We start from the raw sequence: 23,681 nt of genomic DNA on the forward strand, positions 1-23,681 counted from the left end.
ATTAATTGTAACCTATCCAAGAAGCTACACAAGGACTAGACACACTTGCTCAATATCAAAAGCATCGTATTAAGCTAGGAGGTAGTAAATAATGCTTACGCTTAAATATAACCCCGCTTCAATGAGATATGATTGTTACAAGGGCAGTGATTATATTACAACCCTCACTTGTGGTACTAGGTTTAATCTCTGTTGTGATGATGAAGATGTATTCGTAGAAGGAAGCATTGAACACCATAATGTTAATGGTTATTACTTCATATGTCATGAGGGATTTGTGACTTATCTTTACAATGGAATGTTAGGCACTCTTAGTTGAGTGTCTTTTTGTTATTCTTGATGCATTGGATAGGATGGTATTCTGTCTAGTTTTACATTTAAATGTCTAATATGTTTAAAATTCAGAATGTTGGTATATAATATCCTCATCTTTAAATTACGTCTAATATGACGTAGGGGCGATTTTACGTCCTAATGGTGAGGGTATAGGTTGAATACATTAGGTTTTATTAACCAATAATGTTCTGTAATCACTCACTAAACCATGTAGTTTGCGGTTTTAGAGGTATCTAAAATTACACGGTACTAAAACTGGGCGGGTATTAAAGAGGTAAGCGAGTCACCTTTAGAGGCATCTTAATTTTAATGATAATGGAGATTTCTATATGATAACAGTACGAAAACTTAAATTATCAATCAGAGAATCCGATGAAGAATCACGAAAAGTAAAATACCAATTTATTAGGGATTCCCAATATGCTCAATACAGAGCATTAAATCTAGCTGTGGGTATTTTATCTAGTGCGTACCTTAAATCAAATAAGGACACTAAACAAGAAAGCTATAAGAACGCAATTAAATCTTTAACAAATTCAAATCCAATCTTTAGTGAAATTGAATTTGGTAGAGGTGTAGATACCCTAAGTCTAGTTACGCAAAGGGCAAAGAAGGACTTTAAGAACTCAATAAAAAATGGATTAGCTAGAGGGGAACGAAATCTTACATCATATAAACGAACGTACCCATTGATGACAAGAGGACGAGATTTGAAGTTTCGTTATGAAGGTGATGATATTGTCATTAGATGGGTGAATAAAATAGAATTTAATGTTATTACTGGCTCTAATAAGATAAAAGAGAATACAGTAGAGTTGAAACATACATTGCATAAAGTTATTAATAAAGAGTACAACGTTAAAGAATCTTCTTTGATGTTTGATAAGAATAACAATTTAATATTAAACTTAACATTAGATATTCCTAATGAGTTGTCATATCAACCTATTGAAGGGCGTACACTCGGTGTGGACTTAGGAATTGCAACACCTGCTTATGTTTGTTTATCTGATGATACTTATGTTCGTAAAGGGATTGGAAGTATAGAGGATTTCTTAAAAGTAAGAACTCAATTCCAAAAACGTAGACGTGTTCTTAATCAATCCCTTGTGATGGCTAAAGGTGGTAAAGGTCGCAAGAAGAAGTTGAAAGCATTAGAATCGTTTAAGGAAAAGGAACGAAACTTTGCTAAGACTTATAACCATCAATTATCTCATGAGATTGTGAAATTTGCTAAGAATCATAAGTGTGAATCTATAAACCTTGAGAAGTTAACTAAAGAAGGATTCAATAATAGGATTTTAAGGAATTGGTCTTATTATGAGTTGCAATCAATGATTGAATATAAAGCAGAACGTGAAGGTATCAAGGTAAGATATGTAAACCCTGCTTATACTTCACAAAAGTGTAGCAAGTGTGGTCATGTTGATAAGGCAAATAGACAGACTCAAGCACAATTCAAATGTGTTGAATGTGACTTTGAGCTACATGCAGACCACAATGCAAGTATAAATATTGCACGTTCAGAGGAATTTGTTCAAGGCGCTGGCAGTTAGTTGGTGTCTTTTTGTTATGTCGATAATTGGCGGTTGATAGTTATTGTGTTAAATATTGGGATTTATGTATAATGAATGTTGGATGATTATAAAAGGGAGTGTTAAGTAAATGAAAAGATTAATGTTGCTAATCAGTGCAATTCTTACATTAAGTGGATGCTCTAATAGCAATGAACGAGCTAGTATTAACCTAAGTATTGAGGAATATGAAGCAAAGATTGAAGAAGCATTGTTGATGACTAATGGATATCAAGATGCTAAGTATACTAGTGCTAGAGAGGAACTGGATGAGTTTTTAATCTCTTCACGTGATAAATATGAATCTGAATTAACAAGTCCATATGAGGGATTAACATTAGATGAAGCATTGGATTACTATAATAATTTGAATGGAACAGAGCTAGTTAACATTACGAAGAAAGAAATGGCTGATAACCAAGATGTTTTAGATTCTATAGAACAATCTAGAGAGAATGCTGAAAATGGTATACAAGAAGCAAATTGGAGACAGCCACTAATTGATTCGAAAGAAGAAGGTTTTTATGAAGAGGATACAAGTATTGGTAGGTATGTTTGGCTCAAGGGAATAGCTGATACATTGGTTGATTGTGGTGAAGTTTGTAGTTCTAATCTAATTAGTTATGCAGATGCTAAGAAATGGGTGGAAACAGGTGAGTATAATATCGAATGGACGTACATTGATGGTGAGCTTGTAAATCCCCCTGCTACTGAAGATGCAAGTAATTCGTCAAGTGCTAGTGTATCAACATATAAAACATTAGAATTAACGATAGATGACGCATCAACAAGCTATGGATATATAACGGTTGAAGGTAGTATAAGCAACCCTACAAATAATGCTTACTCTTATGTTGAACTAAAAGTGAAGATATTAGATACAAATGGAAAAGTTATTGATACAGAAAATACATATGCCGTCGGTTCTGAGACATTATCACCAGGAGATACGAAGAAGTGGGATGCTATGCTCAAGGCAGATGATAGAGCAGATAATGTTGAAGTTGAAATTATTAATTACAAGATTAAATAATTCATGAGCCACTATCAATAAAGTTGGTAGTGGTTTTTATTTTGTTCTAAAGTGTCAAAATAACTATATTGTGAAAAGTTTGTTGATAAAGTGTTAAAATATATTGACTAATAGTTATTTTGATATAATAATAGAATTATCAAATAAAGTTTAGTTTAAATGACACTTAGGAGGTTTAACATGGCTACATATTTCTATTTACGTATCAGTACTAAAGAATCTAGTGATAGACAATCATTTGCACGACAAGAGAAGTCGTTGAAAGCATATGCTGAATCTAATGATATTAAATATACAGTTCGCAATGTGTTCAAGGATGATATCAGTGGGTCAACGTTCGACAGAGCAGAATGGCTAGAGTTGGAATCTAATCTTAATGAAGGTGATACAGTTGTATTCAAAGAGATATCCCGCTTCACTAGACAAGCCGAAGCAGGGTATGAGAAGTATATGCAACTGATGAACAAAGGGATTAACTTAGTGTTCTTAGACAATCCCACCGTTTCAACCGACTACATTAGTCAATTAACGTCAATTGCTAACTCACAACAGTTAGTGACTAAGACAGCACTAGAAAGCACAATCAAGCTACTGTTAATCGTAGAATTAGACAGAGTACAACAAGAACGTGAGATAATCGTCAAGCGAATCAAGCAGGGGATTGAAGCTAGTGAGAAGAAGCAGGGTCGTAAAGTTGGACAACTTGATAAGATGTCAGATGAGTTAAGAGCAGATATAATTGCATTCATTGGTGACAGAACAATCAAGCAAGTAGACCTTATGAATAAGCATAATATCAGTCGAAATACATTGAAGAAATATGTTGAGTTTGTTAAGGGTGAAAAAGAGCATTAGTCTCTATATCAGTCATTTATTGACAATAACTGTATGTGATATTATAATCAAACTTATCTAAATAAATTGGGATTTAGAAAGGATGAGCATATGGAGTTGAAAACTCTTATTAAAAATGATATTGATAAGATTAAAGATGAGATTTTAAATGGTACGTATGAAAGTCAGAAGAATTTATATATTTTAATTGTAAAAGGATATAGAATTGAGTTTCCGAATATAGGAAGAGGGATTTCTTTTAGTGATACACCTGATTACAAACATTGTTTAGAGGTATTAGCGAAACGTTTAGAAATGAAGATGATGGCATGCGATTATGAACAAGAAAAGCTTTTGAGAGATAATGGTAATATTCAATCACCAGTTAATGTTAACGTAAATAACACGAATACAAGTAGCAGTGATAATCACAGTACAAATACAAACAATAATACTAATACAACTACTGTTGATTTGAAGGTTATGTTTGAAGAAGCTCGTAAAACTATAGATGATGATGAAAGTCTAAATGACAATGAAGTAAGTGAAATCATCGAGAGAATCAATCAGTTAGAAGAACTGGCGAGTTCAGATGAAAACAAACGTAGCAAATGGAATAAGTGCAAGGAAGTAATGACATGGCTTTTTGAAAAGGGCGCTAAAGTAGCAGGAACTATCTTACCGCTTATCATTGAAATCATTAAATAATATGAAGGAGCATAACTCAAATAGTTGTGCTCTTTTTATTATGCTTAGAATACCCATAAGAGCTGATATAAGGCTGTGTGAGAGGTCTTATGTATCATCATGAGTCATAATAGGGGGTGGGGGTAGGTTTACGTTGAAAAGATATTCGTCGCTTATAAGAGGTACGGTATCTGTTCCATTCCCACACGGTAGCACCTTATTTGTGAGGTGAGCAAAAGAAAAGCCAGTGCATCCAACCATCACACTAGCTTAATATTTAAATATTATAAAACTCATGCTTCAATACTATAAAATAAAAATCCTACCTCTAAATAGGTAGGACATTGGCAACACGCTTTTAGCTGACGCTTACATGCGTTACGCTTTGCTAAAGCATATGCACGTGCGTGTGTAAATTATGCTAATTCTTAAGAATCTTAGTAGCGATTGAAGAATTTAACCCACTCAATAGCTTCCATAACCCAAAGAACACCTAATCCTAAATATGCCATAGTTATTCGCTCCTTTCCTTTGATGGTAATGGTATTATGAGCTAACTTTAGATTTAATAATCAAATTATTGATGGAAAGTGAAAAAGTAGAGTAATAGAAAATGCCCTCAAGCCCACTGATACCAATGGTTTTAGCGGTTGATGAAAATGTAGTAAATATGAGAGGGGGAGTAAAAAATGAGTTGTGATAAAATAGAAATGTAAAAATTTGAAGAAAGTCAAATGCCCATAAACGTTGATGTTACAACATTTATGGGCATCTTAATAAGCAAAAAAATCATTCATTTTGGACGACGTAAAAATATACTAAATATGGAGGGGAGTATAGTAAAAAACAATTTGGAAGAAATCCTTGACCTCGCAAAACCCCAAGAAGTACTTGGGCTGTAGCGATTTTACTCCATTTTCTTTACATGGAGGGGAATATAACACACTACCTCATATATATTTTTAGCAAAAGTGTATTACCACTTGAAAGGATGTGATACAGATGATTCAAGCAAATCAAGAGTTCAGAAACTTAAAGCACCTACTGTACGTTCTCAACATTGATTGTGAGTACAAGGGTGGCTATCAAAAGCAACTACGATTGAATAAAGCACAAAAGCAGTTGGCAGAACTAGGCTTACAAGCAGTACGTGTTGACAGCTCACAAAAGTTAGTGATTAAAGCTATTGATTAACGTCAGTAGTTTTATTTTTAACTAAAAGTGTATTACATACAGTTTACACCTCAAAATTGAGGAGCACTCAACGATATCAAAAATGGAATCGTAACAATAGAAAGGATTGATAAGATTGAACCTATCAGTAATTATAATCATGACATTATTATTTATTATCAGTGCACAAGAGACCTTTGCTAAACATGACAGAGCAATGGAACAAGCATACTATGAAGTTCGTAAAGAACTATATAAATAGAGGAGGACAACATCATGCAATATCAAGACAAACCGCATTACGTCGTAAAGTCATTATACTTATGTCGATTCTTACAGCAACGAGGATTTGAGCTTAAGAGAGTAAAAATCAACAAGTTCAATCCCAAGCATAACGTATTCTTATTTGAGAATACAGCAGAGCTACAACAAGCATTAACTGAATATCGTAAGATGAAAGAAGAAGCGGGTTACTAATTCAGCAGTACACCGCTTTTTATTATGAATTGAAAACTAGGAGGATATAACACATGGCAAAGAAACAACAATCCCAAGCATTAGAAGTATTATCAAAATTAGATGGAGCTACATTAGACAGCTTATTAGCTTTATTACAAGGGCAACAGGCTCAAGCAGTTCCAACAGAAGTACCACAAGAACAACCAAAGCAGGAAGTAGCACAGCCTAAACCAAAGGTAACCAAAGCTACATTATTCCAAGACCGTAACCGTCAAGTAATTGTGCGTTCATGTGTAGATGGTCGTGTAATCTACAAGTCAAAACGTTCGGGTATGACATGGAAATGGCTAGAGAAAGGGGCTTATGAGGTCTTAACAGTAGAGGAATTGTTAAACATGGAATCACAGAGTCATAAGTTCTTACACAGTCCATGGTTGATGGTGGATGACGAAGATATTATTGAAGCATTTAACTTAGCAGAACTGTATGACTTAGTGGCTAAAGTTGAGGATATTGACTCATTTATCAATATGTCGCTAGGTGAGCAAAAGCAGATTTACAATAAGTTACCTAAAGCATCACAGAATCAAGTGTACAATCACATCTGTTTCAAAGTAGACTCGGGTGAAATTGACAGTAGAGCTAAGATTCGTGAGCTTGAGGATTTAGTGGGAAGAGAACTTGAGTATTAATACTTAATTAAATTTGAGTAACCAATGACAAGAACTGAGCGGGAGTAGATGAATATTCCCGCTTTTTATATTAAATGAACTAAAAAATATAAGAACAGCGAAAGGGGATTTTAAGGTGAAGATGTTAAGGCTTTCGTTCATGAGGAGATTGATATTCTATGAACGCAAATTCAAATGTAAAGTTAAATTTAATTGAAGGAACTTACACATATCGTGAGCTGATGCAAATGACAGGATGGTGTTACAATGGGAACATGGGAGCAAGACAAAATCAGTTGTTAGAACTACAGCGTCATTGCTTAATACAGGTAGCAGGAGAACGAAATACTACACGCTACCATATTCTAAAGGTTTATGATAAGCCAACTACCGATGAAGTATTCTACAGACCTAATAACGCTATTTATCGTAATCATGAGCAGGTGTTGATTCCTAAGCACTTACTACATTACGGGGTAAAGATTGTTTACAAGATTCAATATGGAAATGAAGTATACATTGGTTCATCTTATGATATTATGAAACGCATTAGTAATCACTTCAACGGTCATGTTAATCCTCATACGCAATCAATGCTACGACGTGGGGGAACATTTGAAATGTTAGAGCATATCACGACAACAGAGGAAGATTTACGAGCAAGAGAAATTGATTATATCAAGGAGTATATAGCTTGTGGGTTATATACGGTACGCAATGAGCAACACGCAAAAGTGAGTAATGAAGATTAACACTAGACACTATGCGAGTACTCATGAAAATAATTTAAAAAAGTTTCTATGTCACTTTTACAAAATTCGATAAAATGGGTATAATATAGGTGAAGAATGAAGTGGTTAAAAAACTTCATCATCAATAATCTACGTAAACTAATAAAATCAAAAGAGATAAATAAACTAAGGAAACTAAGAACTAAATACTCAAAGGATATATGTATGTATCCTTTTTGAGTCATGCGGTTCTTTTTTTGTTATATGTTTTAAAACCCCTTACAAAAACCGACCAAGTTATCTGGTATATATAAATATTAAATAGTATATATACTTATATATACCATCTTATTTGGTCGGTTTTTAAAACGCTAACGATAGGAGATGGTAACTAAATGATAGGTTTAACACGTGAAAGAAAACCACAGGTAAAAAAACAAACGATTCAACAAGAAAAACTATTTGAGGGAAAAGTATTTAAGAATCATAGAGCTTTATGTGAAGAATTTGGATGGGAATATATTAACTCGACAAATAGTAAGAAAGCCCAATTAAAAGTATTATCGCAATATTGCGAATTGCATAAGCAACGTCAAAAGATAATTATTGGGAAGATACATGAGAGTGTTGGTCAAACACCTAATTCATCACGTATGACAGAGAGTAAATTAATCAAGTTAGGAGTTCAATACAACATCTTGAGAATCATGTTATCTGATTTAAATAAGGAAGATATTGAGATACTGAATACAGGACAAGGGGAGCTATTGCATACAAATCACTTTGTTATGCCAACGTTGCAAAAGGCAACAGGATTAGTAGGTGATTATTACTATGTTAGTCGCCATCATCAAGAGCAAATAGCTGAGATTGAGGAGATGCCTGTTGAACATGTTTACGACTTCTTTAATTGTACTCACAAGAAGATAACTCGGTACATAACTGAATCACTTGAGGATTTAAAGAGTAAGCGATTATTGACATATAGTGAAACTAAGAAATTAACGTTTTCACATATAGTGTTAGATGATAGTGTTATGAATAGATTGAAACAAACTAAGAAAGCTGTGACTAAGCGAGTATATAGTTCTTCATTTGCTACTAAAGGTCAACTTGCATTCATTATGAAGTGCGAACGTGAAATTATGGATAAATTTGGTTTAACAACATTCAATCAAATTTATAGCCGTTCAAAGAAGGAGCGTAAGAGGTTCTTTAGCCTATGTGTTAAGCAAATTAGAGATAATGCTGAACGTTATGCTCGTGTAAGTAATGATGAAAGCATTGCACAATTGAAGGATTTACATAAGTACGCTAAATGTTATGAAATGACCTTTGTTCCTAATTGGATACAAAAAGAAATGCAGCGAGTAAATAAACAATTAAGTAATGAGCAATCTAGTTTAATTGAGCTATTGAATGTTCATACATTTGAAGGTATAAGTCATTTGCCTGTCGGTAATGATGTTCGACAATATGTGAATGATAAGAATGTTGACTCACTCAAGAGGAATGTACAGAGACGACATGATAATGCTAAAGGTGACACATGCAGAACAAGCGAAGATTATGTGAGCAATGGAAATATTTTAATAGATAATTATGTTAGTCGTTCTTGTAAAGAAGTACGTGAGAAACTTGAAGAGCATGGCTTAATCGAAAAGCCAGATTTTAATGTGCATGATAGTGATAATGTTGTAACAGTAACCATTGAGGAAGTAGAGCGTTACGTCGCATAATATCATTGAAGCTACTACATGAGCATGAGCTTGTGTAGTGGTTTTTAATTGGAGCACAGGATAGAAAGTGCTGAATAACACAGCCATTTTGACTCTATCGTCACTCATACGATAAAAACAAGTCATAAAAAAACACCGATAAATTCGGCATAAATCAAGGATAGGTGTTAAAACTATCGTCAGTAAATCCCGCTATATGATTACTTACGGTAAAATTCGCATTTTACTGTCATTATAGGGTATGAAAAGTTCCGATAAATTCGGGGTTTTTGATAATTGAGAAATGGGCTAATGCTCAACTTAATGAAATATATGGAGGATTAGTATCAATGTTCAAATGGATTGATAAGATAAAGCAATTATTTAACAAACAAAAAACCACTATTAATAATAGTAATAGTGATATTTTATATATAGATTTAGGAGCATCAAGTATTAAAATGAGCTACAAGGGTAAGTTCATCACGTTCCGTTCTAGCGTACGTCAAGCAACAGATGAAGAGGTGACGTTCCAAGATAACAAGATTCTAGTTGATGGTAAGTGGTTCATCATTGGTGAATCAAGTCAACCAACGGGAACGTATCAATATAAATATATGAAAGAAAATCTACATGTTTTGGTTCTGTATGGATTGCAACTACTTGGATTTGTGCAAGATGAAGCTAGACTACATGTACTATTACCTTATAATGAGTTGGGAACTACACAGGAGCTTAAGCGTAAGTTAGGTGGAGTTTATCAACTACATGACACTAGGGTAAAGTTACAAGTGGTAAAAGTTTATGTAGAAGGTGAATCAAGTAAGCATTACATCAGTCAAAAGCTCAAGTTGAAGGGGAAGAATGTGTGTGTAGTGAACATTGGATATTCAACTACTGATATTGCATTATTTAGTAGTCGAGGTTACAGAGAGAAAATGGTGTCGTTGTCAATGGGAACTAATGCAATCATGTCAGAAGTAGCAGGTTATACTCAAGCACCTACAAGCTCAATTTTAAACTCATGGCTAGTAGATGGTTATAAGTTTACCAAGGATGAGCAATCTCATGTAAGTGATGTGACAAGTAGATTCTTAAGTATGATTAAAAGCGATTTAGATTCAACGGTGTTCAAGGTAGCCAATCCTCAAAATTTAGTTATTGTATGGTGTGGCGGTGGTAGTCAGTTGGTACATAGTGAAATTGATAAAGTATTCAAAGGCTACTCATGTAAGGTGTTAGATGTAGAAGATTCCATTTATACGGACTTAAAGGGAATGATAGAGCTACATAAGCCCGCTACTGATGATGAGAGAGTATTGACTAAAGAAGAACGTGAACAAAAGATTGTTGAGTTAAAGGCTCAAGGTTATAAGAGCAAAGAGGTAGCTCAAATGTTAGGATGTAGTGAGTCAACGGTTAACAACTTTATGACTAAATATAATAAGATGTGTGCTTAAGTTGTCGAATTAATGGTATGAATTAAAAGGGACTTGACAAAGGTTATTATCCTTATTATAATTACCGATGAAATGGAACATACTTTTAAAAAGGAAATGTACATGGATACTTAAGAATGTGGTGAAATCAATGCTTATGGCGATTGTTAATGCTGAATAATTCAAAACCTTTTCATCTTGAAATGTATATGATGGGCGTTCGAGAGATTAATGTTTATGAATGGAATCTCACTTTAGATTAAATAATTATTAGACTTAATGAGGATTCATGCATATATTTCGACAAAAAATGCAAAATAAAAATGTCATCGTTTTACATCATAAGGAGGCAGTTACATGGCAACAAAACAAACAAAACGATTAGCTCGTAACGCATTAATTCCAGATGCATCGAAAATGGAAACGGAGTTTGGTACGGAATTTGTTGGTGATGCCAAACGTGTGACGCATAAAGTAGAAACGCGCGTCAAAACGAATGCACAGCGCTACGGATATTTTAAACGAGAAGATTAATTTAATCTGGCAGGTAAAATGTGATGAGTGAGAAAGATGATAAGTTTGTAAAATTATCTTTTCATAAACACATGAAGAAACAAGAAGTCGAGTTGAGTAGCGAGATTCCTCCATTAACAAAAGAAGAGGTTCATCGAATTAAGATAAAAGCTCAAAAAAGATTAAATAGACACTAACCTGTATTTAGTATGAATGAATGTCATGATTTTATACGATGTAAAACGATGACTTGATATAGATAAAGCTACTAGGAAATTTTCTTAGTAGCTTTTTTCTATTGTAGAGGAGAGGAAGTATATTTTATTTGTATAAATCTTGAATGTCAGTGGAAAAAAGATGTTAAGTGTATTAAAATATACAAGATAGGTTAAATTTATGAAAGGCGGTTTCTTGAATGTTCTTTAGAAAGAGGAGAAAGATACAGGTAAATAAAGAGCAAGTTTTAAACGCTCCATTGCCTCAACATATTGCGATTATTTTAGATGGAAATGGAAGATGGGCTAAAAAACGTGGGCTTCCAAGAACAGCTGGACATCAAGAAGGAGCAATGAATGTTCGAGAAATAACAAAGCTATGTGCGAATATTGGAATTAAAGCTTTAACGGTGTATGCTTTTTCAACAGAAAACTGGAAACGCCCAGATGAGGAAGTGAAGTTTTTAATGAAGTTACCGATTAAATTTTTTAATGAATTTGCTCCAGAGTTAGTTGAAAATAATATTAGGTTAAAAGTAATTGGAAATGTAGAAGAATTACCAATAGACTTGCAACAAAAAGTATTAGAAATTAGTGAATTAACCAAGAATAATACGAAGATGACGTTAACGATTGCATTAAATTACGGTTCACAAGATGAAATTAAACAAGCGGTCCAAGCCATTGCAACAGAGGTTAAAAATGGTCAGTTAAATGTGGAAGACATTAATGAAGACGTGATTGATCAACACTTAATGACTTCAGATTTACCCCCACTTGATTTAATGATTCGAACAAGTGGAGAATTGCGTATCAGTAACTATTTATTATGGCAATTAGCTTATGCAGAGTTGTACTTTACTTCGATTGCTTGGCCAGACTTTAAAGAAGAGCAGTTATATGAAGCATTATTAGATTATCAAAAGCGTAATCGACGATTTGGTGCTTTAAATGAAGCAAACTAAAGGAGTGTTTAAATCATGAAGCAGCGTGTTATCACAGCTATTATTATGATTGCGGTAGGGTTACCGATTTTAATTTATGGAAAGTTACCGTTTATCATTTTAGGCGTGTTATTAGCCCTTGTAGCCACACAGGAAATGATTGATATGAAAGAGACAGTTGCTAAAACACCAATTGAAGTGAAGCTATTTACAATGTTAGCTACTTTGATGATTATGTTTAGTTCGTTTAACTTTAAAACTTTATCATTTACTGGGACGTTAACCTTTGGGTTAGGTACAATGGCATTATTTTTATTTATTTTATTATTAGCGGTTGTGGTTCGTAAGGACTTTTCAATTAAGGATGCGGGTTACTATCTACTAACCATTTTTTATGTCGGATCAACCTTTCACTCCATGATATTTATTCGATTTTTAGGGTTAAAATTATTCTTATTTATGATTATTGTCGTAGCAGTGACAGATTCCGGTGCTTATTTTGTTGGACGTAAGTTAGGGAAACGTAAATTAGCTCCACGTATTAGTCCAAATAAGACGGTAGAAGGATCAATCGGTGGAACATTATTAGGAATTATTATTGGAACTGTTTTCGGCGTGTTCACGGGATTATCAACTCAGATTTTAATGCTGATTATCATGAGTTTAGTCGTAGCAGCTGTAGCACAATTTGGTGATTTAGTGGCTTCTTCAATGAAGCGAGAATATGGAATTAAAGATTTTGGAAAGTTATTCCCAGGTCACGGTGGCGTTCTCGATCGTTTTGACAGTCACTTATATGCTTCATTGGCACTTTATATTTTAATTAATGTATTGAATGTGGTGATTTAGATGAAAAATATTTATTTATTAGGGGCAACAGGTTCAATCGGAACGCAAACACTAGATGTGATTCGACAGCATCCAGATAAGTTTCGATTAGTCGCTTTTTCAGCGGGACGTAATATCCAACTAACACAAGCAATTATTGAAGAGTTTCAGCCGTCATATGTATCAGTTATCAGTGAAGAAGATGCGAAAACGTTATCTCACTTATATCCAGCCATTCATTTTGGATTTGGAAGTGAAGGATTAATCACGGTTGCAACTTATGACGAAGTACCAGGAGATGAACACTTTGTATTATCAGCCGTGATGGGATCAGTTGGATTATTACCAACACTAAAGGCGATTGAAATGCGTCGTACCATTGGAATTGCAAATAAGGAAACACTCGTGACAGCTGGACATTTAGTCATGGAAAAAGCAAAGCAATATGGGGTTAAGTTATTACCTGTTGATAGTGAGCATTCGGCAATTTATCAATGCTTACAAGGTGAAGATTCAAAAGCGGTAAAGAAATTGATTATCACAGCAAGTGGTGGATCATTCCGTGATTATACACGAGAGATGCTACAAAATGTTACACGTGAGCAAGCGTTAAATCACCCCAATTGGTCGATGGGGGCTAAGATTACTATTGACTCAGCTTCAATGATGAATAAAGGACTAGAAGTCATTGAAGCACATTGGTTATTTGATATGCCCTACGATCGTATTGAAACGATTTTACATCGCCAAAGTATTATTCATTCGATGGTTGAGTTTGAAGATACGAGTATTATTGCCCATTTAGGAACACCGGATATGCGTATTCCGATTCAATTTGCAATGAGTTATCCAGAGCGTATTGATTTAAAGCAGGCGAAATCATTGAATTTAGCTGAAGTAGGAACATTAGAATTTAAACCAATGGATTTTGAGCGCTTCCCATGTTTAAAGATGGCTTATGATGCTGGACGTATGGGCGGAAGTTGCCCGACAGTATTAAATGCAGCTAATGAAGCAGCGGTAGATTTGTTTTTACGAAATAAGATCAGTTTCCTAGGAATCGAAGAGGTTGTTTATGAAGCATTATCGGCCCATCAAACGATTACTAACCCAACCTTAGATGAAATTTTAGAAATTGATTGTGACGTTCGAAAAAATATCATGACAAAGTATGAATAATGGAGGAAGGACAGATGATAGGAATTATAAGTTTTATTTTAGCACTAGGTATCATTATCTTAGTTCATGAATTAGGGCATTTTCTTGTAGCAAAACATTATGGAATTTTATGTCATGAGTTTTCAATTGGAATGGGGCCAACGGTCTGGAGTAAAAAGAAGGGGGAAACAACTTACTCTATTCGTGCTATTCCATTCGGTGGATTTGTTGCGATGGCAGGCGAAGAAGCTGAAAAAGAAATGGTTAAGGTTGATCAAGTAGTCGGTGTCAGTTTTTCACGACAAGGACTTGTTGATCGAATTTACTTAAAGCCAGAAGATCAAAAGCCAGAAGTCATTGGAACGATTAAATCGGTTGACTTATATAAACAATTAACGATATCCCTTGAAACAGAAGATGGAATACTTCGTGAGTTTAATGTTGAACATGAGGCGTATTATATCCTTGAAAAAGGAACTCAACAAATTGCTCCTTATGATCGTTGTTTAGAATCAAAATCAAAATGGGCACGTTTTGCGACTATGGTAGCTGGAGCAACGATGAACTTTGTTTTAGCCCTTGTCTTATTCTTTATTGTGGGTTTATCAGTAGGTATGCCAACCTATTCGAATACGCTTGGTCAAATTATTCAAGATTCTCCAGCTCAAGTTGCTGGATTAGAAGAAGGGGATACGATTGTTTCTTATAATAATCAAGTGGTGAGTAATTGGGAAGACTTAACAGCGGCTATTCAAAGTACGACAGAACCGACGACACTAACTTATATTCGTAATGGCCAAACAAACACGGTAGAAATTACACCACAAGTCAATGATCGTGAGGGGACGTTAGTTTCTTCAATAGGTGTGGGTCCTGAATATGAAAAATCATTATTAACTGGTTTTAAGTATTCCATTTTTAAAACAAAAGAAGCTTTTGTTTCAATTTTTGAGACCTTTAGAATGTTATTTGTGACAAAAGAGGCGGGAATTAATGATTTATCAGGACCAGTTGGCATTTATAAAATGACGTCAACAATTGCGACTTATGGATTAACATCATTACTAATCTGGGTTGGGTTCTTAAGTGTGAATATTGGAATTATGAATTTACTTCCATTCCCAGCTTTAGATGGCGGACGTATTTTATTCGTATTAATTGAAGCGATTATTGGACGTCCAGTTGATCGTCGAATTGAAGGTTATATTCATATGACGGGATTACTTTTATTCTTTGGATTATTTATTTATGTCACATTTAACGATATCATTCGTTTAATTAGTGCATAAAAAGATTGAAAAGGGATTAAAAAGATGCGATAATGAACAATTAGAGACGGTAAAATGTCGAGACTAATTGAATAATAGTCGTAGTAAGCTTTAGGAGGACCAAACATGAAACAATCTATGATGTTTATTCCAACGCTACGTGAAGTACCAAGTGATGCAGAAATTCGTTCTCATCAGTTCTTATTACGTGCTGGATTTATTAAACAAGTTGCAGCAGGAGTTTATACATACTTACCTCTTGCAAAACGCGTTTTAAATAACGTTGAAGGAATCGTTCGCGAAGAGTTAGATGCGATCGGTGGAAATGAATTATTAATGCCTGCGTTACAACCAAAAGAATTATGGGATGAATCAGGACGTTGGGATGTTTATGGATCAGAGTTAATGCGTTTAACAGATCGTAATAACCGTGAATTTGCTTTAGGGCCAACACATGAAGAAGTCATTACACACGTTGTTCGTGACTTCTTAAATTCATATAAAAAATTACCATTAACAGTTTACCAAATTCAAACAAAATTCCGTGATGAAGCACGCCCTCGTTTCGGATTAATGCGTGGACGCGAGTTCATCATGAAAGATGCTTATTCATTCCATGCGACACAAGAGTCTTTAGATGAAGCGTATAATAACTTTGTTCAAGCTTATACAAACATCTTTACTCGTTGTGGATTAAACTACCGTATGGTAGAAGCTGATAGTGGACAAATTGGTGGATCTCAATCTGCGGAATTTATGGCATTAGCTGAAATTGGAGAAGATACAATCGTCTACTCAACAACTGGATCATTTGCTGCTAATATTGAGGTAGCTGATTTACCAGTTGGAGCACCATCTCCAGACGGTGTTGGTGTCGTTGACCACGCGAAAGGAATCGAAGTTGGACACGTGTTCAAATTAGGAACAAAATATTCTGAACCAATGAATGCTGTTTTCTTAGATGAAAACCAAAAGAAACAACCAATCATTATGGGATGCTATGGAATTGGTGTTAGCCGTGTAATGATGGCAGTAATTGAACAAAATAACGATGAAAATGGAATGATTTGGCCAAAATCAATCGCTCCATTTGATGTTCATGTCGTTCCAGTTGATGTGAAAAAAGCAGATCAATTAGAAGCAGCAGAAAAAATCTATGCTGATTTAAAAACAGCAGGATTTGATGTTCTATTAGACGACCGTAAAGAGCGCGCAGGAGTTAAATTCTCTGATGCTGACTTAATCGGATTACCAATCCGAGTAACAGTTGGACGTGGTATTGCTGACGGTTTAGTTGAAGTAAAAGTTCGTCAAACAGGTGAAGTTGCTGAAGTGGCAGTTGCTGACTTAATGACATTTGTTCAAGAAAAATATGAAACATTAGCATAATGTGAAAAGTTCTCTCTTTTTGAGGGAACTTTTTTTATATCAATTAAAAAAATCCATAATAACTTAGAGTCATGGTTGGTTAAATTTTAATGATGAAATAATCGTCAAATAATGATAAAATGTATTAGTTATGACTAACTAGTCTTTTATATAGAAAAGGGGGAGCCCCGTATGCAAAAACAGATGCAAATTTTATTGGAACAAATTCAATATCCGGAGCATCAACTTTTTTTATTTGAAGAAAAAACGATTGAGAAAGTAGATGTTTTTCGTAAGCGTCAAGCATTACTTTTTCATTTAACGTTTGATACACCGCTTATTTCAGCAGCTTTTTATGAGTTTTATTCACGATTTGATCACACATTTGGTCGTATTCAAACAGTGAATCAAGCAACATTTACGATTCGTTATTTAAGTCGACCAAGTGACGAGCAAATTTTAGAATATTGGCCGCTGATGATTGAATATTTAAGCCGTCAAGATTTATTAATTCGCTGTCTTGAGAGCTTTAAAGCTTCTGTTGTAGGTGATGAGTTACAAATCGCTGTTAAGGATGAGCAATATTATAATGAAATTCAACAAAAGTATGCGACTAAGATTCAGCAAAGTTATGAACGCTTTGGGTTCCCAATTAAACAGGTTCGACCAATTTATTCAGAAGATGCTCTTTCAGATGCAGATATTTTAACAGAGCGAGAAACGTCATTACCACCAATTGTAGAAATTCCAAAGCCTATTGAACCAGAGGCGGAGCCACAAAAACCGGTTTATCGTGGTGAAGGTGGAGGTTATGGTGGAAGTCGCGGAGGATATTCGCGAAAAGAGCCAGAAGTGACAGAGACATCAATTGGAGGACCGATTAATGGAACTCCGATGAACTGTAAAGATATTGATGATGAAATGAGTCGCTGTATTTTAGAAGGATATATCTTTGATGCAGAAACACGCGATATCCGAAATGGTGAGATGATGTTAATTACGGCTAAATTTACAGATTATACGGATTCGATTTATATTAAAATGTTTGCTAAATCAGCAGAAATGAAAAAAATGGTTCCTAAAATTTTGAAAAAAGGTAATTGGGTTCGTGTGAGTGGACGTATTCAATTTGACTCATTCTCAAAAGAGTTAAGTATGATGGTAAATGCAGCAAACGTGATTGATGCTAAAACAGAACCTCGTAAAGATCTAGCACCAGAAGGTGAAAAGCGTGTGGAGCTTCATGTCCATACAAAAATGAGTGCGATGGATGGCGTAACCGATATTGCAGATTACATTAAGCAAGCGGCACAGTGGGGACATAAAGCGATTGCTTTAACGGATCATGGTGTTGTTCAGGCAATTCCTGACGCTTATCATGCCGCAAAGAAAAATGATATTAAAGTCATTTATGGCGTTGAAGGTTATCTAGTTGAAGATGAACCGAAAATTGCTTGGGATGAACAACCGTTAAATTTAAATGATGCTACCTATGTCGTTTATGACGTCGAAACCACTGGTTTTTCGACAAATTATGATGTGATTATTGAGATTGCAGCGGTAAAAATTAAAAATGGTGCGATTATTGATGAGTTTTCAGACTTTGCAAACCCTCATCGTAAACTTTCGTTAAAAACAATTGAATTAACTCATATTTTACAAAGTGATGTTGATCATGCACCTGAACTTGAGGATGTCATGCGCCGCTTTAAAGCTTGGTCAGAAGACTGTATTTTAGTTGCTCATAATGCAGCCTTTGATATGGGGCATTTACATGCTACCTATAAACGCTTTAATTTAGGTCCATGTACAAATCCTGTCATTGATACACTGGCTGCAGCTCGTGTGATGTATCACCACCAATTTGGGGTGTATTGGAATTATGCGACAGATGCAACCATTGATGAAAAATTTAAGCGTAAGATGAAACGATTTAACTTAAAGGCGCTATCGAAATTCTTTAAGGTAGAATTAACTCAACATCACCGTGCCATTTACGATGCACGTGCCACAGGTCAAGCCTTTATCTTATTACTTAAAGATATGATGAAGCTAGGTATTAAGACGCATGATGAAATTAATAACCTAGTGGATAAAGATACATCGTTTAAGCTCGATTATTCTACGCATGTAACCATTTTAGCAAAAAATGAAGTTGGATTTAAAAACTTATTTAAAGTCGTTTCTCAATCGATGACAAACGACTTATATGGTCAGCCGCGTATTCGTCGTAGCTACTTAGAAGCTCATCGTGAAGGGTTATTAATTGGAAGTAGTTGTGTCAATGGTGAGGTTTTTGAAACAGCAATCAATAAATCATACGAGGAATTAAAAGAAAAAGCTAAGTTTTACGACTACTTAGAAGTTCAACCTCCAGAAGTTTATTCACATTTAATTGATTTAAATTCAAAAGAGATGGCAGGGTATATTATTCAAACGATTGAACGTATTATCAAAGTTGGTGAAGAGTTAAATATCCCAGTCTGCGCCACAGGAGATGTTCATCACTTAAATCGTGAAGATAAAATATATCGTCAGATTTATACACGCACACCATCAATCGGAGGTGGACGTCATCCGTTAAATCATCCAGATATTAAATCGATTCCAAGTATGCATTTTAGAACAACGGATGAGATGTTTAATGATTTCCACTTCTTGAGTGAAGAAAAACAAAAAGAAATCATTGTAACAAATCCAAATATGATTGCCGATCAATGTGAGATGATTAAAGCGATTAAAGATGAGTTATTTACGCCTGCAGATGATTTCTTAAAAGATAAAGGGATTCCAAGTATCAAAGATCGTTTAAGTGAGATGTGTTATGAGCGTGCGTATGAATGGTATGGATCAGAATTACCACAGTATGTATTAGACCGCCTCATTAAAGAATTAAATAGTATCATTGGTAATGGATTCGCTGTTATTTACTATATTTCACACATGTTAGTTAAGAAATCACTCGACGATGGGTACTTAGTAGGTTCTCGTGGTTCAGTTGGATCGTCTTTCGTAGCCACATTAATGGATATTACTGAAGTTAACCCTTTATCACCGCATTATCGATGTCCGAACTGTTTATTCTCTGCCTTTAAGATGAATGAAGATGAAAAAGGGCGTTATGGGATTCGTAAAGAAGAAGAACCATTCCAGGATATTTTAGCCAATGCGGAATCTGGATTTGACTTACCAGATGCGAATTGTCCACATTGCGGAACGAAAATGCGTAAAGATGGACATGATATTCCGTTCGAGACCTTCCTTGGATTTAAAGGAGATAAAGTTCCCGATATCGATTTAAACTTCTCAGGTGAATACCAACCCGTCGCTCATTTATATTGCCGTGAAGTCTTCGGTGATGATTTTGCTTTCCGTGCCGGAACGATTGGTACGGTTGCTGAAAAGACAGCTTTTGGGTATGTTAAAGGATTTATTGAGGATACACATAAAGAGATGCGTACCGCTGAAATTGAACGTTTAGCCAAAGGATGTGAAGGGGTTCGTCGTACATCAGGACAGCACCCGGGTGGAATTATCGTTGTACCAAACTACATGGATATTTATGATGTCACACCCATTCAATATCCAGCAGATGATCCAACAGCAGAATGGCGTACCACACATTTCGACTTCCACTCAATTCATGATAACTTATTAAAACTTGATATTCTTGGGCACGATGATCCGACGGTCATTCGTTATTTACAAGATATTTCTGGTATTGATCCAAAAGATATTCCAACAGATGATCCCGAGGTTTACAAACTGTTTTATTCAACGGAATCATTAGGTGTGACGCCAGAGCAAATTCGTTCAACGACGGGATCATATGGAGTACCTGAGTTTGGAACCCCATTCGTTCGTAACATGCTTGAAGATACAAAACCAAAAACATTTGCTGAGTTAGTTAAAATTTCGGGTCTATCACATGGAACAGATGTTTGGCTAAATAATGCGGCTGATTTAGTAGCAGGTAAGTACGATAAATTTGGTAAGATTGAATTTAAGAATGTTATCGGATGTCGTGATGATATCATGGTTTACTTAATGTATGGTGGGTTAGAACCAGCCTTAGCCTTCAAAATTATGGAGTTTGTTCGTAAAGGAATGGCAAGTAAAGTGCCAGATGGATGGAAAGAATTTGAAGAAGAAATGCGTAAGCATAATATTCCAGAATGGTATATTTGGTCATGTGGTCAGATTAAGTACATGTTCCCAAAAGCCCATGCGACAGCTTACGTTTTAATGGCAATACGTATTGCTTGGTTTAAAGTTCATCATCCAATTTATTATTACTGTGCATACTTCTCAAAACGTGCAGATGTGTTTGAAATGGAAACCATGATTAAGGGGCCAGATGCGATTCGTAAACGTCTAGATGAAATTGAAGAAAAAGGATTTGAAGCGACACCAAAAGAGAAAAACTTAGTCACGATTTTAGAAATTGCGCTTGAAATGACAGAGCGTGGCTTCTATTTCCAAAACTTTAATATTGAGGAATCACAAGCGGTTGATTTCAAAATTTCAGAAGATAAAAAATCATTAATTCCACCATTTACCGCTTTAGACGGATTAGGGGAGAACGTAGCGCGTCAAATCGTAGCTGCTCGTGAAGAAGAACCCTTTAAAACGATTAAAGACGTTCAAACACGTGGAAAAGTTTCAAAAACATTAATCGAAAAATTACAATTAATGAATGTCTTTGGAGACATGGAATTAGGGAATGATAAGCCAGCTAAAGCATCGGTTCAACCACCAAGTAACCAAATGACATTATTCTAATCTTAAGAGGTCCACTTTTGGGGGACCTCTTTTTTAATAATCATAAAATTAAATTGTTAATATATACAAAAAAATTCATAGATTCCCGTTAATCACTCATACTAAGGTTAGTTTAGATTGGAAAGGAGATTGTTGAGATGTTTTTAGAAGCTTATATTCCTCCTCAGATTGAATTAGCCGTCGAGGTTGATGCTCCTTATATTTTTGATCGTAAAATAGCGGATGTGACAGGAGATCAAGTGGATGACTTTATTTATCTTGCAGGAAATAAAAAAAGTTCAGATGCGATTTACCAAGAGGATATTACAATTTTTGTCGTTGATGGTGTGACGAGCGAAGTCACGGAAAAAACTCTTGATTTAAATGGTGGTTATGGTAGTACACTTTTTTTAGGTGATTTTAATCAAGACGATATTAATGATATTTATGTCTCAATTAGTTCTGGTGGAAGTGGAAATATTCATTATTATTACATTTATAGTTTTAAAGATAAAAAGCCAGTCCAGTTACTCGATTATAATGATTTGAATGATTTATATGATTGGAGTATTAGTTTTACGAATAACTATGGAGTCATCGTTAAAAATAACACCATTAATCAAACCTATAAACTGGATCTTTCAACAAAAGATAAAGAGCTATTAGATAAGTACTATACTCCTGAAGGAAAAGTTAAAGAAAATTTAAGAGGAGATGTGTTGCCGTTAGGTGGATTATATCCAATTATGACTCCAAGGGGACAAGATGCTTATAGCTTAGTAGCCTCACAACGAATTGTTGGAATTGCAACGGTAGATAATTTAGGTATTGTTGAAGTTTATTTAACGTATCAAGACGGGAAGTTTGTTCCTTATCAAATTGTTGTAGGAAATGAAACGGATTTCGAATAATTGATGAGAAAACAGTATAAAAGATTAAAAAACAATGGCCCAGTCTAGTGAAAGAGTTGGCTTCCCTTTGAAATTATGGTACAGTATACATATGTAATATGAAGGGGGCCACATTCTTGAAAGTTCAAATGGTAGATGGTTATGACATAGAACTTTATGTCTATGAGCCACAAGCAGAAATTCGAACACGTGGAGTGATTCAATTAGTTCATGGTTCTTGTGAACATACGATGCGTTACGAGCAGTTTATTGCTTATTTAATCAGCCAAGGCTATGTTGTTTATGCGAATGATCATCGTGGACATGGAGCATCTGTGAAGAGTGCAGATGATTATGGATATTTTGGCGAAACTAACGGATGGAGTAAAATGGTGGATGATTTAAAATCGATTAATGATTTAATTCATGCCAAACATCCAGATTTACCAATTGTTATGTTAGGTCATAGTATGGGATCATTTTTAGCAAGACATTATGCGATTGATTATGGAGAGACGATTAATGGCTTGATTTTAACTGGAACGGCACATGAACCAAAATATCAATTAGTCGCAGGAAAAATAGCTGCTAAAATAATCAAACGTATCAAAGGTTCAAGATATCGTAGTCCTTTGATTCACCGATTATCATATGGAACCTTTAATCAACACATTGAAAATGCTAAAACGCCAAGTGATTGGATTTGTTATGATGAGAGTATCGTGGAACAATTTTGTGCTGATTCAAGTTGTGGGTTTGTTTTTACTACTGCAGGATTTGAAGATTTATTTACTGGCTTATTGTATATAACAAATGAGAAGAATATAAAAAAAATGCCATATGATTTGCCTGTTTTATTATTATCAGGTGAAGATGATCCCGTTGGTGGATATGGTCAAATGGTTATCAAAGCTTATGAAGTTATGAAAGACGCTGGATTAGTTGATATTAATTATAAATTATATCAGAAAATGCGTCATGAAATTTTAAATGAAAAAGAAAAAAACATCGTTTATGAAGAAATTCATCAATGGCTAGAAGAAGCGATATAAAATAAAAACCAGAGATTCGATCTCTGGTT

Annotated in this window: 21 protein-coding genes; all 21 read left to right on the forward strand. The window is 34.8% G+C overall.

The annotated features are described in order from the left end of the window. Positions 1-91 precede the first annotated feature (91 nt). The 21 genes from NEH74_RS13705 to NEH74_RS08710 all read left to right on the forward strand — a co-directional run bounded on the left by NEH74_RS13705 (position 92) and on the right by NEH74_RS08710 (position 23,652). The gene (locus NEH74_RS13705; RefSeq protein WP_055304588.1) at positions 92-319 is read left to right on the forward strand and encodes a DUF5348 domain-containing protein; all 228 of its coding nucleotides are present in this window, start codon (positions 92-94) and stop codon (positions 317-319) included. A gap of 346 nt (positions 320-665) precedes the next feature. Further along, a complete protein-coding gene (locus NEH74_RS08615) occupies positions 666-1,892 on the forward strand; it encodes an RNA-guided endonuclease TnpB family protein (RefSeq protein WP_055304590.1) in 1,227 nt (408 codons plus the stop codon). A gap of 109 nt (positions 1,893-2,001) precedes the next feature. Beyond that, positions 2,002-2,943, forward strand: coding sequence for an FxLYD domain-containing protein (locus tag NEH74_RS08620; RefSeq protein ID WP_055304592.1), 942 nt, complete (start codon positions 2,002-2,004; stop codon positions 2,941-2,943). 180 nt (positions 2,944-3,123) lie between these two features. Beyond that, positions 3,124-3,798: a recombinase family protein gene (locus tag NEH74_RS08625; protein ID WP_055304593.1), complete on the forward strand. Its 675-nt coding sequence runs from the start codon at positions 3,124-3,126 to the stop codon at positions 3,796-3,798. Between the two features lie 90 nt (positions 3,799-3,888). After that, positions 3,889-4,485 (forward strand): hypothetical protein, encoded by a 597-nt coding sequence (locus tag NEH74_RS08630; RefSeq protein ID WP_055304595.1) that lies wholly within the window; start codon positions 3,889-3,891, stop codon positions 4,483-4,485. 981 nt (positions 4,486-5,466) lie between these two features. Beyond that, positions 5,467-5,658 carry a hypothetical protein gene (locus NEH74_RS08635; RefSeq protein ID WP_055304597.1) on the forward strand — a complete coding sequence of 64 codons (192 nt, stop codon included), beginning with the start codon at positions 5,467-5,469 and terminating at the stop codon, positions 5,656-5,658. A gap of 255 nt (positions 5,659-5,913) precedes the next feature. Next, positions 5,914-6,114: a DUF5659 domain-containing protein gene (locus NEH74_RS08640; RefSeq protein ID WP_055304599.1), complete on the forward strand. Its 201-nt coding sequence runs from the start codon at positions 5,914-5,916 to the stop codon at positions 6,112-6,114. Positions 6,115-6,167: 53 nt separating this feature from the next. Beyond that, positions 6,168-6,788: a hypothetical protein gene (locus tag NEH74_RS08645; protein ID WP_055304601.1), complete on the forward strand. Its 621-nt coding sequence runs from the start codon at positions 6,168-6,170 to the stop codon at positions 6,786-6,788. Positions 6,789-6,946: 158 nt separating this feature from the next. Beyond that, positions 6,947-7,519: a GIY-YIG nuclease family protein gene (locus tag NEH74_RS08650; protein ID WP_055304603.1), complete on the forward strand. Its 573-nt coding sequence runs from the start codon at positions 6,947-6,949 to the stop codon at positions 7,517-7,519. A gap of 374 nt (positions 7,520-7,893) precedes the next feature. Next, entirely contained in the window at positions 7,894-9,237 is a 1,344-nt protein-coding gene (locus NEH74_RS08655) for a hypothetical protein (protein WP_055304604.1), read from the forward strand. 329 nt (positions 9,238-9,566) lie between these two features. After that, complete coding sequence (locus NEH74_RS08660) at positions 9,567-10,676, forward strand: LuxR C-terminal-related transcriptional regulator (RefSeq protein ID WP_055304606.1); 1,110 nt, start codon at positions 9,567-9,569, stop codon at positions 10,674-10,676. A 336-nt stretch (positions 10,677-11,012) separates the two neighbouring features. Beyond that, positions 11,013-11,189: a hypothetical protein gene (locus NEH74_RS08665; protein ID WP_172676247.1), complete on the forward strand. Its 177-nt coding sequence runs from the start codon at positions 11,013-11,015 to the stop codon at positions 11,187-11,189. Positions 11,190-11,212: 23 nt separating this feature from the next. Then, positions 11,213-11,365: a hypothetical protein gene (locus NEH74_RS08670; protein WP_156344102.1), complete on the forward strand. Its 153-nt coding sequence runs from the start codon at positions 11,213-11,215 to the stop codon at positions 11,363-11,365. Positions 11,366-11,583: 218 nt separating this feature from the next. Then, complete coding sequence (locus tag NEH74_RS08675) at positions 11,584-12,348, forward strand: isoprenyl transferase (RefSeq protein WP_055274954.1); 765 nt, start codon at positions 11,584-11,586, stop codon at positions 12,346-12,348. Positions 12,349-12,363: 15 nt separating this feature from the next. After that, positions 12,364-13,176, forward strand: a complete 813-nt coding sequence (locus NEH74_RS08680; protein WP_055241419.1) for a phosphatidate cytidylyltransferase — start codon at positions 12,364-12,366, stop codon at positions 13,174-13,176. Continuing rightward, on the forward strand, positions 13,177-14,334 hold the full coding sequence (gene dxr, locus NEH74_RS08685) for a 1-deoxy-D-xylulose-5-phosphate reductoisomerase (protein WP_055304610.1): 1,158 nt from the start codon (positions 13,177-13,179) through the stop codon (positions 14,332-14,334). A 14-nt stretch (positions 14,335-14,348) separates the two neighbouring features. Further along, positions 14,349-15,602 carry an RIP metalloprotease RseP gene (gene rseP / locus NEH74_RS08690; RefSeq protein ID WP_055274958.1) on the forward strand — a complete coding sequence of 418 codons (1,254 nt, stop codon included), beginning with the start codon at positions 14,349-14,351 and terminating at the stop codon, positions 15,600-15,602. Between the two features lie 105 nt (positions 15,603-15,707). Further along, complete coding sequence (proS, locus tag NEH74_RS08695) at positions 15,708-16,970, forward strand: proline--tRNA ligase (RefSeq protein WP_055304612.1); 1,263 nt, start codon at positions 15,708-15,710, stop codon at positions 16,968-16,970. Between the two features lie 171 nt (positions 16,971-17,141). Continuing rightward, on the forward strand, positions 17,142-21,731 hold the full coding sequence (locus NEH74_RS08700; protein ID WP_055304614.1) for a PolC-type DNA polymerase III: 4,590 nt from the start codon (positions 17,142-17,144) through the stop codon (positions 21,729-21,731). A 137-nt stretch (positions 21,732-21,868) separates the two neighbouring features. Further along, positions 21,869-22,621 carry a hypothetical protein gene (locus NEH74_RS08705; RefSeq protein WP_055274962.1) on the forward strand — a complete coding sequence of 251 codons (753 nt, stop codon included), beginning with the start codon at positions 21,869-21,871 and terminating at the stop codon, positions 22,619-22,621. A 116-nt stretch (positions 22,622-22,737) separates the two neighbouring features. Then, positions 22,738-23,652 (forward strand): alpha/beta fold hydrolase, encoded by a 915-nt coding sequence (locus NEH74_RS08710; protein ID WP_055241408.1) that lies wholly within the window; start codon positions 22,738-22,740, stop codon positions 23,650-23,652. Positions 23,653-23,681 lie beyond the last annotated feature (29 nt).

Origin of the sequence: Turicibacter sp. GALT-G1 (assembly GCF_025594995.1) — a bacterium.
GTDB lineage: Bacteria > Bacillota_I > Bacilli_A > MOL361 > Turicibacteraceae > Turicibacter > Turicibacter bilis.

Bases quoted from the DNA above. Each gene is read 5' to 3' on its own strand.
- NEH74_RS13705 (WP_055304588.1), top strand. From the start codon at position 92: ATGCTTACGCTTAAATATAACCCCGCTTCAATGAGATATGATTGTTAC.
- NEH74_RS08615 (WP_055304590.1), top strand. From the start codon at position 666: ATGATAACAGTACGAAAACTTAAATTATCAATCAGAGAATCCGATGAA.
- NEH74_RS08620 (WP_055304592.1), top strand. From the start codon at position 2,002: ATGAAAAGATTAATGTTGCTAATCAGTGCAATTCTTACATTAAGTGGA.
- NEH74_RS08625 (WP_055304593.1), top strand. From the start codon at position 3,124: ATGGCTACATATTTCTATTTACGTATCAGTACTAAAGAATCTAGTGAT.
- NEH74_RS08630 (WP_055304595.1), top strand. From the start codon at position 3,889: ATGGAGTTGAAAACTCTTATTAAAAATGATATTGATAAGATTAAAGAT.
- NEH74_RS08635 (WP_055304597.1), top strand. From the start codon at position 5,467: ATGATTCAAGCAAATCAAGAGTTCAGAAACTTAAAGCACCTACTGTAC.
- NEH74_RS08640 (WP_055304599.1), top strand. From the start codon at position 5,914: ATGCAATATCAAGACAAACCGCATTACGTCGTAAAGTCATTATACTTA.
- NEH74_RS08645 (WP_055304601.1), top strand. From the start codon at position 6,168: ATGGCAAAGAAACAACAATCCCAAGCATTAGAAGTATTATCAAAATTA.
- NEH74_RS08650 (WP_055304603.1), top strand. From the start codon at position 6,947: ATGAACGCAAATTCAAATGTAAAGTTAAATTTAATTGAAGGAACTTAC.
- NEH74_RS08655 (WP_055304604.1), top strand. From the start codon at position 7,894: ATGATAGGTTTAACACGTGAAAGAAAACCACAGGTAAAAAAACAAACG.
- NEH74_RS08660 (WP_055304606.1), top strand. From the start codon at position 9,567: ATGTTCAAATGGATTGATAAGATAAAGCAATTATTTAACAAACAAAAA.
- NEH74_RS08665 (WP_172676247.1), top strand. From the start codon at position 11,013: ATGGCAACAAAACAAACAAAACGATTAGCTCGTAACGCATTAATTCCA.
- NEH74_RS08670 (WP_156344102.1), top strand. From the start codon at position 11,213: ATGAGTGAGAAAGATGATAAGTTTGTAAAATTATCTTTTCATAAACAC.
- NEH74_RS08675 (WP_055274954.1), top strand. From the start codon at position 11,584: ATGTTCTTTAGAAAGAGGAGAAAGATACAGGTAAATAAAGAGCAAGTT.
- NEH74_RS08680 (WP_055241419.1), top strand. From the start codon at position 12,364: ATGAAGCAGCGTGTTATCACAGCTATTATTATGATTGCGGTAGGGTTA.
- dxr (WP_055304610.1), top strand. From the start codon at position 13,177: ATGAAAAATATTTATTTATTAGGGGCAACAGGTTCAATCGGAACGCAA.
- rseP (WP_055274958.1), top strand. From the start codon at position 14,349: ATGATAGGAATTATAAGTTTTATTTTAGCACTAGGTATCATTATCTTA.
- proS (WP_055304612.1), top strand. From the start codon at position 15,708: ATGAAACAATCTATGATGTTTATTCCAACGCTACGTGAAGTACCAAGT.
- NEH74_RS08700 (WP_055304614.1), top strand. From the start codon at position 17,142: ATGCAAAAACAGATGCAAATTTTATTGGAACAAATTCAATATCCGGAG.
- NEH74_RS08705 (WP_055274962.1), top strand. From the start codon at position 21,869: ATGTTTTTAGAAGCTTATATTCCTCCTCAGATTGAATTAGCCGTCGAG.